Source organism: Thiogranum sp., from assembly GCF_058323355.1.
The window spans coordinates 1-13793 of record NZ_JBTTIO010000028.1 but is presented as its reverse complement, the minus strand read 5'-3'; the positions used below and the strand labels follow the sequence as shown (position 1 = coordinate 13793).

The following is a 13793-nucleotide window of genomic DNA, read 5'->3' as shown; positions in this document are numbered from 1 at the left end:
TGACAACCTCTCATCAGGCCCGCGCATGGCAAACCGACATTCCGGCAATGGTAACAGCAGGCTCACACTGGAAGAAGTCAAGACAAGCAGCACCAGTGAACTGCTGATTGTGATCGTCAAGGTCATTATCCCGGGACTGTTTTCTGTGATCGGGCTGGCAGCATTGTTCTCTACCGCATCTGCCATCGACTACCTGCCCCTGACCGGCCTGCTGCTGTCACTGGCCTCATGGCTGACGCTGGTGTTCTACCTGTGGGAAACCAGCCGGGAAAGCCTGTACTGGACAGGCATCATGTACATTGCCGTCGTTATCGTCGAACTGCTGTTCAGCCAACGCCGCTGTATCTGTCGTCCCTGCACGAACTGAAGTCAGGGTTTTACAACCAGTACGTCGCAGTGCGCCTGATTCAACACGCCATTACTGACTGAACCCAGCAGACGCTCAAAGCCATGTCGCCCGTGCGAACCAACCACAATTAAATCGATGTCTTTCTCGCGCGCCCAGGAAACGATGGACCACTTTGGTGTACCCCACTGCACTTCAAGCTCAACGTCCTTGTCCAGTTGGGTGCGCTCGGCAAACTTTCTCATGCTGTCCTCGGCCTGCACGATCTGCGTCTCATCACTCAGGGGCATGCCGGCAACGATCGGGTCGTAATCGTCATAATAAAAGACCATGGGTTCCACCACATGCAGCACGTGCAGTTTAGCCTGGTACTGTGCACACAACTCCCGCGCCCGCTGTGCTGCACGTTCGGACCAGGCGGAAAAGTCAGTCGCCAGCAAGACATGCCGGTAGGGTATTACCGGCCTGACCCCGCCCTTCTGTTCCGGTTTTTCTCTCAACCAGTCCCATGCCTTGTCTGCTTCGGACTTTCCGAAGAAGCGTATCTCGGTATGAGTGAAGAAATTTGCCAGTCCAGTGCCGAGGTGTTCCAGTGTATTATCACCGACTACAGCGATACGCTTGAAGTCCTTGTCGTGCTGAAGACCGAAACGCAGGTCATCCCATGCGGCACCGGGTTCCCAGCCCTGGAAATCATCGAGCTCGATAAAAAGTGATATCACACCATATTCACGTATCAGTGTCTCCAGCTCTGGTAAAAAAGTTTTGTAATCCTCGTCGGTCAGTTTCCCGCTGACCCTGAACGCCAGAACATTTTCTTCATTGACCGGTAGAATCTCGAACATGTGATCACCCCTGAGCGTATGTGTTAACCTGTTAAAAAGCCTAGGCCATCAGCGTTATCTCAGCTGTCACCTGGGTTGCAGGCTGGAAAGATAAATCACGCTAGTCTTGCGGCATCCCGTATCCGGTATTTTCAACCAGGATTCGAACATGACCCAGGACACTGACAACTACGCACAGCAAAATATCAGCGAAACGCTGAAGGCACTGGACGTGGACCCGCAACAGGGCCTCACTGAGGCCGAAGCGGAACAGCGCCTCAGGGACTATGGCCCCAACGAGGTCGAGGAGCGGGAAGAACCGCTCTGGCACAGAATCTTCCGGCGTTTCTGGGCGCCCATTCCGTGGATGATCGAAGCGGCGGCTATTTTGTCGGCAATGGCCGGAAAATGGGAAGACTTCAGCATCATCGTGGTAATGCTGCTGGTCAATGCCAGCCTTGACTTTTTCCAGGAGCATCGCGCCCTCAACGCGCTAAAGGCGTTGAAAGAAAGAATGGCTCGCCAGGTAAACGTACTGCGCAACGGCAGCATGAAAGTCATACCCGCGCGGGAGCTGGTACCCGGGGACGTGGTGCGACTGAGGATTGGAGATATCCTACCCGCCGATGTGCAGCTGCTCTCCGGCGACTACCTGCTTATCGACCAGTCCGCACTGACCGGCGAATCATTACCGGTCAGCCGCAAGCTCAATGAAGTCGCCTATGCCAACACCGTCGTCAAGCAGGGCGAAATGCTGGCGGTTGTTGTTAATACCGCTATGCGCACACGTTTCTCCCGTGTCGTTTCACTGGTCGCCAGGGCGCAACTGGAAGAACGCAGTCACTTCCAGAAAATGGTGATACAGATCGGCAACTTTCTTATCCTGATCACTGTTGCGCTGGTGCTGTTGATCATCCTGGTATCGCTGTTCCGCGGTGATGAACTGATCGAGATTATCCGCTTCGCGCTGGTACTGACCGTTGCCGCCATCCCCGTCGCACTGCCGGCAGTACTGTCCGTCACCATGGCGGTTGGCGCCATGAATCTTGCCCGCCGCCAGGCGATCGTGTCAAAGCTCACGGCCATCGAGGAACTGGCCGGCGTCGATGTGTTCTGTAGCGACAAGACCGGTACGCTGACCGAAAACCGCATGCAAGTCGCCAAACCGGTGGTGCTCGACGGGCACGATATTCCGGAACTGTTCCTGGTGGCAGCGCTTGCTTCACGCCTGGAGAACAACGATCCGATTGAATTACCGATTTTCCACTACATCGATGAAAAATTGCCGGATATGGATCTGACGGTCTACCGCCAGACACACTTCAGTTCCTTTGACCCAATACGCAAACGTACCGAAGCAGAGATCGAAACAGATGAAGAAACATTTACTGCGGTAAAAGGTGCCGCACAGGTACTGTCGGAAATGGCACAACTGCCGGACGAGGAAGCCGCCATCGTCAATAAACTTGTCGACCAACTGGCCACAAAGGGTTACCGCACACTGGCAGTGGGCCGGAAAACCGGCGACCGGCCCTTGCAGCTGATTGGCCTCATTCCTCTCTACGATCCACCGCGTCCGGAATCCGCACAGGTTATTGCCGATATGCGGGACTACGGCGTCCGCGTCAAAATGGTCACCGGGGATCACGTCGCCATTGCCCGTGAAGTCGGCCGGCTGCTCGGGCTTGAAGGTGAAACCATCCGTTCAAAACAGCTGACTGGCAGCGGCAGCCAGGAGTTGCTGGCGCTGACGTCCGCCCTGTCTGCGGCCATCTACTCGCGCCTCAAGGACGATGTATCACAATCAGAAGCCCGGCGCTTTGCCAGCGAGGTCATGGAGACACTGGCAGAACTCTATGACACACGTCTGCTGGAACGCGAATTCATCCACACCCACGAATCAGCCATCATTGATATGATCGAGGACGTGGATCTGTTTGCCGAAGTGGTGCCGGAAGACAAGTACCGGATTGTCGACACGCTGCAAAAAGGCGGCCACCTGGTCGCCATGACCGGTGACGGCGTCAACGACGCACCTGCACTGAAAAAAGCCGACTGTGGTTTTGCCGTGGCCAATGCCACTGACGCGGCACGCGCGGCAGCTGACATCATCCTGACCGCACCCGGGCTGTCCGTCATCAACGAAGCCATCAGGCAGGCACGCATTACCTTCGAGCGGATGAAAAGCTACGCCACCTTCCGTATCGCGGAAACCATCCGCATCATCCTGTTCATAACACTATCAATTGTGGTATTCAACTTCTACCCCATTACGGCATTGATGATTATTCTTCTGGCGCTGCTCAACGACATCCCCATCCTTGCCATTGCCTACGACCACACACGTGTGGACAGGAAACCGGTACGCTGGAATATGCCAGAGTTACTGACGGTATCCAGCGTGCTCGGGGTTACAGGTGTTATATCGTCCTTCCTGCTGTTCTACATCCTGCAGGAAAAGGGACTGCCCGAAGAACTGATTCAAACACTGCTGTTTCTGAAACTGATTATCGCCGGACACAGCACCCTGTATATCACCCGTATAGATAACTGGTTCTGGAAACGTCCCTACCCGTCCGCCCTGCTGTTTGGCGCCACCTTCGGCACCGAAATCCTGGGAACGCTGATAGCTGTATACGGTATCTTCGTCACGCCAATCGGCTGGGAGTATGCGCTGGGCATCTGGGCCTATGCCCTGGTCTGGTTTGTTATCAACGATGTAGTAAAGATCACGGCCTACCGCATGCTGCGCAACCGTTGATTACAGGGTGAAGACCTGGTGCAGAGCAGGCATCTCTACCCTGGTGCCGGTTAGTTTCCGTGAAAATGCCTGCATGGCGGCTTCTTCACCGTGTACCAGGAAAGTCGTATCAGGCTTTCCGGTACGCTGTTGCCACGCCAGCAGTTCAGCCTGGTCGGCGTGCGCGGAAAACCCGCCGATCGTGTGAATACTGGCGTTGACCGGAATCTCTTCGCCAAAGATTCGCACGCTCCCGGCACCATCGATTATACGGCGTGCCAGTGTGCCCTCTGCCGCATAACCGACAAACACAATACTGTTCTGCCTGCGCCACAAATTATGCTTGAGGTGGTGGCGTATGCGCCCCCCGGTGCACATACCCGAGCCTGCCATGATCACTGCACCGCCATCGATCTGGTTAATGGACATGGATTCGGCTGTCTCACGGGTAAAGTGCAATCCGGGCAAATCAAAGGGGTCCTCGCCCGCATCAAAAATCCTGCGTGTTTCTGCATTGAAACACTCCGGGTGCCGTCGAAAAATCTGTGTGGCGGAAATCGCCATGGGTGAATCGAGAAACACATTGGCGAAGTGCTCGATATGCCCGTTGTTCACCCCTTCCCGCAGGTAGTACAACACTTCCTGGGCACGTTCCAGCGCAAACGTTGGAATGATGATATTCCCGCCTCGCCTGACGGTTTCATTGATTACGCCATACAACTCATCGATGGATGGCTGTAACTGCTTGTGGCAACGGTCGCCATACGTTGTTTCCATTACCAGGGTATCAACCGGTTGCGGACTGACCGGACCCCGTAAAATCGCCCTGCCGCTGTAACCAAGATCACCTGAAAACAGCAATCGATGCTTGCGGCCTTTTTCTTCAAGGTCCAGCACAATACTGGCAGAGCCGAGAATATGCCCGGCATCGATATAGGTTGCACCAATCCCGCCATCGAGTTTCAGGGTTTCGTTATATGTTGCGTGCCGACCGAAATACTCAAGACTGTTGAGCGCATCCAGCATGGTGTAGAGCGGCTCGATATTCTTACCATGATTACCAGCGTGTCGACGCGCCTTGCGTAACTGGTAACGCGCCTCCTCCTCCTGAAGACCTGCAGCGTCCAGCATAACCAGGCGCGCCAGCTCTGCCGATGCGGAGGTGGTAATGATCTCGCCCCTGAACCCCTGCCTGACCAGCAGCGGAATACGCCCGCAGTGGTCGAGGTGGGCGTGGGTCAAAAGCAGATAATCAATATCGCCCGGGTCAAAACCGAACGGCGCAGAATTCTCTTCGACCAGCTCGTGTCCACCCTGGTACATACCGCAATCGATCAGGATACGCTTTCCTGCACATTCAAGCAGGTGGCATGACCCTGTTACACCCTGTGCGGCGCCATGAAAGGAGATTTTCATGACCACCTCTTCAATGCGCGATCGGCATGGTAACCACTGGATCAGCACCGGCCCAGCTGAGTCGCATGGCGCACTGCTCCACCTGTTCCGGCGTGCAGTGCAGGATAACGGCATAACGCCCCTGCTGGATGGCATCGTGAATCATTTCGATATCGGCATCCGGTATACCCATCCGGTGCAGGGCACTGGCCAGCTGGGTCAGTGCTGCTGCACCGGCCATCGCGCCACCCCCCAGCGCCGCGCCTGCAATCGCACCACCCAGCGCCTCGACAACCGGCCCTGCTGCAAGCAATGGCCCGATACCCGGCAACATGAACAGACCTGTAGCGCCGGCAAGCAGTCCCCACAGCGCACCCCATGCCGCACCATGTTCACCCCAGACTTTCACGCGTTCTTTGGTGTTGGTAAAGGCAAGGCCCAGCATATCGTCACCCTCGCCACCGGAACGGTGTAACAGGGACAACTGGTCCATGGGGAAATCATCCTCGATGAGTTTCTCCACCACCCGCATCGCCGAGGTCTCGTTATCGAATATGCCGCACGCCAGCTCCAGGTACGGCGGTTTAGCTTCTGCCACTGGTTTTTTGCTCGTATCACTCATAGGCTTGTTCCCCGGTTCTACACAACGCTCAGCCTGCCGCGAAGCATGCGCGACGGGATACCGAATGGTCATTGACCCCGCTCAAAACACCTGCGACGATCCGGAACAGGCGTCAAATCTACCACCATTTGTCCCATGGTGTTGTCACCCAGGTTGCAGCCCGGACAGGCCTGAACCGGCACAATAGCCCGTAAATCACAGGAGCAGGGAAAATGTTAATCGGGTTTCTGGTGATCTGGCTGGTAACCGCAGCAGGGCTTTCGCTGGTCACACTCATGGTTGGCGGTGTGCGGGCCAGATCTGCCGGCAGCCTGCTGCTGGCGGCACTGGTACTGGGCGCGATCAATGCGGTGATCCGGCCGATCCTCTGGTTCCTCACCTTACCGCTTACAGTAGTTACCTTTGGACTGTTTGCACTGCTGATTAACGCGGTAATGCTAAAACTGACTGCTGCCATCGTGCCAGGCTTCGAGGTCGAGCGTTTTGGTGACGCGGTACTCGCCGCTATCATCATGGCGCTGCTGGCCATCGTCGGGTTTATCCTTGTCCAGTGGCTCATGTTTGATACGGTGTTCTGGATACAGATGAGCACCAACCACCCGATGTACAGAATCTAGCCCGCCATGACGGGCAGCCACGACAGCCTGCTGGTTATCAACAGTGGTTCCTCCAGCCTGAAATTCGCCCTGTTTGACTGCGCGGATCGCAGCACACCGCAACTCCGCTATCGTGGCCAGCTGAGCGGAATCGGAGAGAACGGTTGCTTCCGGGTCTCGCAAGGCAAGCACACCCGTAAAACGACCATCGTCCTCGAAAACCATGAACATGCACTGTCCATCCTGATGACATGGCTATCGGAGCAGGCCGGGGATACCACACTGACCGCAGTCGGCCATCGCATTGTGCATGGCGGAAGGCGCTTCGATGCACCGGTTCCTGTCACCGATGACGTGCTCGACTATCTGCAGGCATTAATACCGCTTGCACCCAACCACCTGCCAGCCAACCTGGCGGGCATTACGGCATTACAGAAACTGCAACCGGGCATACCCCAGGTTGCCTGCTTCGACACAGCATTTCACAGCACACGTACTGATGTCGAACAACACTTCGCCCTCCCGCAGAAAGAAGAACTTAATGATATAAGGCGCTATGGGTTTCATGGTCTGTCTTATGAATATATCGCCAGCGTGCTGCCCGAATACCTGGGAGAAAAAGCCGATGGCAGAATTATTGTGGCTCACATCGGGCATGGTGTCAGTCTGTGCGCCATGCATCAACGTCACAGTATTGCAACGACAATGACCTTTACACCACTGGATGGCGTTCCAATGGGCACTCGCTGCGGCAGCATTGATCCCGCTGTCGTACTTTACCTGTTGGAACAGGGTATGACCGCGCAGGCTGTTTCCGATCTGCTCTACTTTGAATCCGGGCTGCTGGGGGTATCAGGTATCAGTGATGATATGCGTACCCTGCTTGACTCGACAGAAAAACCGGCCCGATTTGCTATCGACCTGTTTGTTCACCACACCGTGCGCGCCATTGGCTCCCTGGCCGCAGCACTGGGTGGCATCGATGCACTGGTATTCACTGCCGGTATCGGTGAACACAGCCCGCAGATACGTTCCGCCATCATCGCAGGATGTGACTGGCTGGGACTGCAACTCGACGCATCGGCCAACACCCGGACCGCACCCTGCATCAGCACGTCAGGGAGTCGTGTTGAAGCATGGGTTATACCCACCAACGAGGAGCTGGTAATTGCCAGGCACACACTTGCCGTGCTGCCCTCCCAGTGACAGCCGGCTATTACGGGAAAGCAGGGATCGTCGGCTCGGTCCCCTCAAAGTCAGCATCAGGATGGTGTTTCTTGACCAGGCTTTCAATTTCGCTGACTCGATCCTTCGGCACATCAACCATCATCAAAAGTTCACCTTTTTCAATGGCTGACTGAAATTCCTTTACACGGGTGTTATCGACATCCATACCGATCATACCGCCAAGCCAGGCCCCCATGCCTGCACCCAGCAGACTCATTGCCAGCAGCGCACCACCGGCAACAACAACGCCAGGCATGGCAATCGCAGCGAGACCGGCCAGTATGCCGGTTGCCCCGCCCAGTGCAACTCCACGCTCAACGGCGGGGATAAAATCACTTTTTTGCAGCAATGTCGCTTCTGGCAAATCACCCAGTGCCACACCTTCCGGCGCAATGATGTGGATATGGCGCTCCTCGACACGTGCCAGCAGCAATTCATCGACCACCTTGTGTGCAACTTCCACATTGGGAAGAAGAAAATATAAGCGTCTCATCACATGCACTCCTTTTCCGGGTTTTTTATTAAGCAGCTCATATACTATGAGATATACAGTAGGCCACCAGGGGCGGCATGGCTGTCACCCAGGTTGCAGCAAGGTGTAGCGGGCGCGCGCAGAATTCCCGGCACGCTGCGCATGAAGGCGGCCTGCCACCGGCACACAGGGACATACCATGATCAAAGCAAATTTTACGGTTACCGATACGCCTCTCGACAACCATGAACTCGGCCTGATCGATGCCTGGTGGCGCGCCGCCAATTACCTCTCCATCGGGCAAATCTACCTGCTGGACAACCCGCTGCTCAAACAGCCGCTGTCACTTGAACACATCAAACCGCGCCTGCTGGGACACTGGGGCACCACGCCCGGCCTGAACATGATCTACGCCCACCTCAACCGGGTGATATGCGCACACGACCTGAACATGATCTACGTCACCGGTCCCGGACATGGCGCACCGGGACTGGTCGCCAACACCTATCTTGAGGGAAGCTACAGCGAACTCTACCCCAATATCACCCGCGATGAAGCCGGCATGAAACGACTGTTCAAACAGTTCTCGTTTCCCGGTGGCATACCCAGCCACACCGCACCGGAGACGCCCGGATCGATTCATGAAGGCGGTGAACTGGGATATTCCCTGAGTCATGCCTACGGCGCGGCCTTTGATAACCCTGACCTGATCGTCACCTGCGTGGTCGGCGATGGCGAGGCGGAAACCGGCCCGGCCGCCACCGCCTGGCATTCCAACAAGTTTCTGGATCCGCAGCGCGACGGGGCTGTACTGCCAATCCTGCACCTCAACGGCTACAAGATTGCCAACCCGACTCTACTGGCGCGTATCAGCAGCGAGGAGTTGGTGGACCTGTTTCGCGGATACGGCTATACACCGTACCTGATTGAAGGAGCGGACCCACAGGCCGTACACCAGGCCATGTCTGCTACGCTCGACAAGGTTATCAACGACATCCATACCCTTCAGGAACACGCGCGCAACAACAATGTCTCTACCCGACCGCGCTGGCCGATGATTATCCTGCGCACGCCCAAGGGCTGGACCTGTCCGAAACAGATCGACGGACTGAAACTGGAAGACTACTGGCGTTCCCACCAGGTGCCTTTCGCACAACTGGCGGAAAAACCGGAACATATTCGTGTGCTGGAACAATGGATGAAAAGCTACCGCCCTGAAACCCTGTTTGATGACAACGGCCGGCTGATGCCGGAACTGGCAGCCTTGTCACCGAAAGGTAATCGACGCATGGGCAGCAACCCCCACACCAACGGCGGCCTGCTGCTACGGAACCTGAAACTGCCGGACTATCGCGAGTACGCGGTAGATGTCCCTGCACCCGGCGCTTCTGTTGGCGAAGCGACCCGCCGAATGGGCGTCTTTCTTCGCGATGTCATGACCCTGAACGCCGGGCAGAACAACTTTCGCGTAATGGGCCCGGACGAAACCGTTTCCAACCGTCTCGGCGCCCTGCTGGAGGTCACTAACCGGGCCTGGGAAGCCGAGACCCATGACTATGACGACCACCTCTCGCCAGACGGCCGGGTGATGGAAATTCTTTCCGAACACACCTGTCAGGGCTGGCTGGAAGGCTATCTTCTGACCGGCAGACATGGCCTGTTTTCCTGTTATGAAGCCTTTATCCACATTGTCGACTCGATGTTCAACCAGCACGCCAAGTGGCTCAAAGTCAGCAAGGAGATCCCGTGGCGGCAACCGATTGCATCACTGAATATCCTGCTGACTTCACACGTCTGGCGACAGGATCACAACGGCTTTTCACACCAGGATCCCGGCTTTATCGATCATGTCGTGAACAAGAAGGCAGATATTGTGCGTGTCTACCTGCCACCGGATGCCAATACCACCCTGTGTATCACCCATCGCTGCCTGAACAGCCGCAACCTGGTCAACGTCATCATTGCCGGCAAGCAACCGGAACCGCAGTGGCTGGACATGGATGCGGCGATCCGGCACTGCCACGCCGGCATCGGTATCTGGGAATGGGCAAGCAATGATGCGGACAGTAATCCTGACGTTATCATGGCCTGTGCCGGTGACGTTCCCACCATAGAAACGCTTGCGGCGGTGAAACTGCTTCGTGAGCATCTCCCGGCACTGAAGGTTCGTGTGGTTAATGTTGTCGACCTGATGACCCTGCAGCCCAGGGAAGAACATCCGAACGGCCTCAGTGACCCCGACTTCGATGCCCTGTTTACCACCAATAAACCGATTGTATTTGCTTTTCACGGTTATCCCTGGCTGATCCACCGCCTGACCTACCGCCGGACCAACCACGACAACCTGCACGTGCGCGGTTACAAGGAAGAAGGCACAACGACTACACCGTTCGACATGACTGTCATGAATGAGCTTGACCGTTTCAACCTTGTCAGGGATGTCGTCGACCGGGTAGAGGGACTCGGTTCAAAAGGGGTATACCTGAAACAACTCATGCGTGACAGGCTGATCGAACACAAGCAGTACATCACCGAACACGGCCAGGACATGCCGGAAATCCGCAACTGGAGCTGGTAGCAGGATATACAGGCTGAATATCAGCGTAGTAAACAGGAGGTATAACATGGAACACCAGACTGAACTTGAAAATACCATCAAGGACATGGTGCAAAAAGGTCGCGGTATTCTTGCCGCTGACGAAAGCTCACCGACCATTGCCAAACGCTTCAAGGCCATTGATGTTGAATCAACCGAAGAGACACGGCGCGCCTGGCGCAGCCTGCTGGTGACAACCAAGGGGCTGGGTGAATACATCAGCGGTATCATCCTGTTTGAGGAGACACTGGGCCAGAACACCGCAGCCGGGAAAACCATACCGGAAGCTGCCTGGGCACAGAAGATTGTACCTGGCATCAAGGTAGACAAGGGCAAGGTGCCACTGGCGCTGTCGCCCGGCGATCTCATCACCCAGGGGCTTGATGGCCTCGCCGACCGGCTGAGAACCTACAAAACACAGGGTGCACGCTTTGCCAAGTGGCGCGAGGTCTACGCCATCGACAAACATGTACCCACACAGCACGGCATTGAAGCCAACGCGGAAATGCTCGCCCGTTATGCGGCTGTGTGCCAGGCCGAAGGAGTGGTACCAATTGTCGAACCGGAAGTATTAATGGATGGTGATCATGACATCGATCGTCATGCTCAGGTCACGCAAGCCGTACAGCATGCCGTGTTCCATGCCCTGCACCGCCATCATGTGGCGCTTGAGTTGATGATCCTGAAGCCCAACATGGTACTGCCCGGCAAGGATTGCCGCCGCGCCGAACCGGACGAGGTGGCAGCTGCCACGCTCAGGGTTCTGCGGCGTACTGTCCCGGCTGCCGTGCCCAGTATCAACTTCCTGTCCGGTGGGCAGGGGCCGCAAGAAGCCACAGCCAACCTGAATGCACTGAATCAGCAGGGAGCCGGTTCGCCCTGGCTGCTGAGTATCTCCTATGGCCGCGCCCTGCAGCAGACAGCACTACAGGCCTGGGAAGGAAAAGTAGAGAACATGCCGACGGCGCAACAGGCCCTGCTCGAACGTGCACGCATGAACCACCTGGCCATGCTTGGTGAGTATCGACCCGAGCTGGAGCCTGCGGCCTGAAAAGTTCACATTCTGCACACTTAACCGAGCAACACACTCTTGACCAGAATGTAGCTGGCCACCAGCAACAGAAAACCACCAAAGCCACGTTTAAGCAGGCTGGCTGGCAAACGGTGCCCCAACTGACTGCCAGCTACGCTGCCGACAACTGCTATCGCTGTAAATACTGCCATCATTGGGTAATCAATCGAGACTGCACCAGCATAACCGGCAAAACCGGCAAAAGATTTAAGCGCAACGATACTTAACGAAGTGCCAACGGCTTTCTTCATGGAAAGGCCGGACAATAACACCAGCGCAGGAACAATCAGGAACCCGCCGCCCACGCCCACGATACCCGTCAGCAGACCTACGCCAATACCATGCATGGCAATATGCCCGTACTGAAGGTCATCACAATTACCATCGGGACAATCAGTTACTGCGGCTGCACCCACGGATTTATGTTCGGGTCGGGGTATCAGCATTTTCCAGGCTGCCGCATACATCACCAGTGCAAAGACACCGAGTTGAATAACAACTGGCGTGATTACCCCTGCGAGTGCACCGAAGTAGGTTCCCACCACACCAAACAATCCAAAAATGGCAGTGATCCTGAGATCCACATTACCATGCCGCCAGTGCTGTATGGCCGTAATAGTGGCAGTAACCGCAACGATACCCAGGCTCATGGCAATCGCTGACTTGGGTTCTACATCCAGCAGATAAAGCAAGGCAGGCATGGTGATGATAGAGCCACCACTGCCGAAGACACCCAGTAAAAAACCTGTGACCAGACCGGCGATAATGATTGAAACAGACATAAGCCTCTCCGTAACCGTGGAATAACGTCAGTGGCAATCAAACCCATACCACTATTCAAGTACTCACTTGAATACTAGAATACCACTAAATTCCCGCTGGTCAAGGAAACAACCCTGCCCTCATTAAATAAATCCCAAGTCATTGATTTATTGTATCTGTTAGATTAATACGGCTCCTTAGGCCGATCCCCCCTTCTTCCTCAATTCGACAGCCAGGAAGCCACCGCATGCCAGTGAGGACGGCATCCTGCGCTCACTCCACTGCGCTATCCGGCTTCCCCCGGGAAGAAAAACAGCACTGCGCAACCGGGTTTCTACGGGTGCAGGTGTGAGTGCAGGCACCCATGTTTTCAGCACCTCATTCGACGTGTCCCAGCGGGCGCCGGCATAACCACCTCGCCCTCTTTTTCTCCAGTAGAGCAAGCTGTGACGGTTAAGCAAGCCGAGCACCAGCACGTGGCGGGTGACACGCCACATTTCCTGCAAGGCCTGTAACGGATCTTCAACAAAGCAGAGACTGGTCACGGCAGCGGTGTAATCGAGAGCGCTATCCGCAAAAGGCAGCGACTGAACACACCCATGTACATAGTGGATTGCCTCACCCTGCACCCTGGCAAACTGCAATGCGGCAAAGTCCGGGTCAATTCCGGTCACCGATAAAGGGAGCCGTGCAAAACGGCGACTGAAGTAGCCGGTACCACAACCGATGTCCAGCAGCGAGGCACCCGGTTCGGGGTTTAACAGTTCTTTCAGCAAGCCAAATTCACGATCAGCAATCCATTGCCCACGAGGCGTGTGGTACCAGGCCTCATAGGCTGCCGGGTCAGCGATACCTGTCATGGCGGTGGTCCCTGTTCAGGGTATCAGGCGGTTGATCCACTTCACCAGCCGTCGGGTAGCCGGGCTGAACAGTTTCTTCCCGTAGAAGGTATTGACGGTACGCCGGTGGACCTGCGCCAGTGTCGGGTAGGCGTGAATTGTGGCCGAGATATCGCCTATGCCTGCACCGGTCTTCATGGCCAGTGCAATTTCATGAATCAGTTCACCGGCGTGAGGACCGAGTATGGACGCACCAAGAATCTTTCCCTTGTGTGCCACCAGCTTGGCAAGACCGGACGTTT

Annotated in this window: 13 protein-coding genes; 6 read left to right on the top strand and 7 right to left on the bottom strand. The window is 55.8% G+C overall.

All coding sequences use genetic code 11. The annotated features are described in order from the left end of the window. Positions 1–25: 25 nt before the first annotated feature. The gene (locus ACW81B_RS04615) at positions 26–367 is read left to right on the top strand and encodes a hypothetical protein (protein ID WP_491579041.1); all 342 of its coding nucleotides are present in this window, start codon (positions 26–28) and stop codon (positions 365–367) included. Positions 368–369: 2 nt separating this feature from the next. On the opposite strand, the gene ACW81B_RS04610 is transcribed toward ACW81B_RS04615, so the two are convergent. After that, entirely contained in the window at positions 370–1191 is an 822-nt protein-coding gene (locus ACW81B_RS04610) for a universal stress protein (RefSeq protein ID WP_491579040.1), read from the bottom strand. A 148-nt stretch (positions 1192–1339) separates the two neighbouring features. On the opposite strand from ACW81B_RS04610, the gene ACW81B_RS04605 reads away from it, so the two are divergent. Beyond that, complete coding sequence (locus ACW81B_RS04605) at positions 1340–3931, top strand: plasma-membrane proton-efflux P-type ATPase (RefSeq protein ID WP_491579039.1); 2592 nt, start codon at positions 1340–1342, stop codon at positions 3929–3931. On the opposite strand, the gene ACW81B_RS04600 is transcribed toward ACW81B_RS04605, so the two are convergent. Next, positions 3932–5326, bottom strand: a complete 1395-nt coding sequence (locus tag ACW81B_RS04600) for an MBL fold metallo-hydrolase RNA specificity domain-containing protein (RefSeq protein WP_491579038.1) — start codon at positions 5324–5326, stop codon at positions 3932–3934. Between the two features lie 10 nt (positions 5327–5336). Continuing rightward, a complete protein-coding gene (locus tag ACW81B_RS04595) occupies positions 5337–5903 on the bottom strand; it encodes a hypothetical protein (RefSeq protein WP_491579037.1) in 567 nt (188 codons plus the stop codon). 236 nt (positions 5904–6139) lie between these two features. Between ACW81B_RS04595 and ACW81B_RS04590 the strand changes: the two genes are divergently transcribed. Continuing rightward, positions 6140–6544: a phage holin family protein gene (locus ACW81B_RS04590; RefSeq protein WP_491579036.1), complete on the top strand. Its 405-nt coding sequence runs from the start codon at positions 6140–6142 to the stop codon at positions 6542–6544. 6 nt (positions 6545–6550) lie between these two features. Then, positions 6551–7729 carry an acetate/propionate family kinase gene (locus ACW81B_RS04585; protein WP_491579035.1) on the top strand — a complete coding sequence of 393 codons (1179 nt, stop codon included), beginning with the start codon at positions 6551–6553 and terminating at the stop codon, positions 7727–7729. Positions 7730–7739: 10 nt separating this feature from the next. Here the strand turns inward: ACW81B_RS04585 and ACW81B_RS04580 are convergent, their stop codons facing one another. Then, complete coding sequence (locus tag ACW81B_RS04580; RefSeq protein WP_491579069.1) at positions 7740–8243, bottom strand: DUF1269 domain-containing protein; 504 nt, start codon at positions 8241–8243, stop codon at positions 7740–7742. A 178-nt stretch (positions 8244–8421) separates the two neighbouring features. Between ACW81B_RS04580 and ACW81B_RS04575 the strand changes: the two genes are divergently transcribed. Together ACW81B_RS04575 and ACW81B_RS04570 are read left to right on the top strand one after the other, a co-directional pair. After that, positions 8422–10800 carry a phosphoketolase family protein gene (locus ACW81B_RS04575; RefSeq protein WP_491579034.1) on the top strand — a complete coding sequence of 793 codons (2379 nt, stop codon included), beginning with the start codon at positions 8422–8424 and terminating at the stop codon, positions 10798–10800. Positions 10801–10846: 46 nt separating this feature from the next. Then, the gene (locus ACW81B_RS04570; RefSeq protein WP_491579033.1) at positions 10847–11869 is read left to right on the top strand and encodes a class I fructose-bisphosphate aldolase; all 1023 of its coding nucleotides are present in this window, start codon (positions 10847–10849) and stop codon (positions 11867–11869) included. Positions 11870–11889: 20 nt separating this feature from the next. On the opposite strand, the gene ACW81B_RS04565 is transcribed toward ACW81B_RS04570, so the two are convergent. From ACW81B_RS04565 to ACW81B_RS04555, 3 genes are all read right to left on the bottom strand, one after another. Next, complete coding sequence (locus ACW81B_RS04565; protein ID WP_491579032.1) at positions 11890–12672, bottom strand: sulfite exporter TauE/SafE family protein; 783 nt, start codon at positions 12670–12672, stop codon at positions 11890–11892. 177 nt (positions 12673–12849) lie between these two features. Then, positions 12850–13512: a class I SAM-dependent methyltransferase gene (locus ACW81B_RS04560; RefSeq protein WP_491579031.1), complete on the bottom strand. Its 663-nt coding sequence runs from the start codon at positions 13510–13512 to the stop codon at positions 12850–12852. Positions 13513–13527: 15 nt separating this feature from the next. After that, positions 13528–13793, bottom strand: a 266-nt coding sequence (locus ACW81B_RS04555; protein ID WP_491579030.1) for an oxidoreductase dimerization domain-containing protein, incomplete at its 5' end; no start/stop codon positions are given.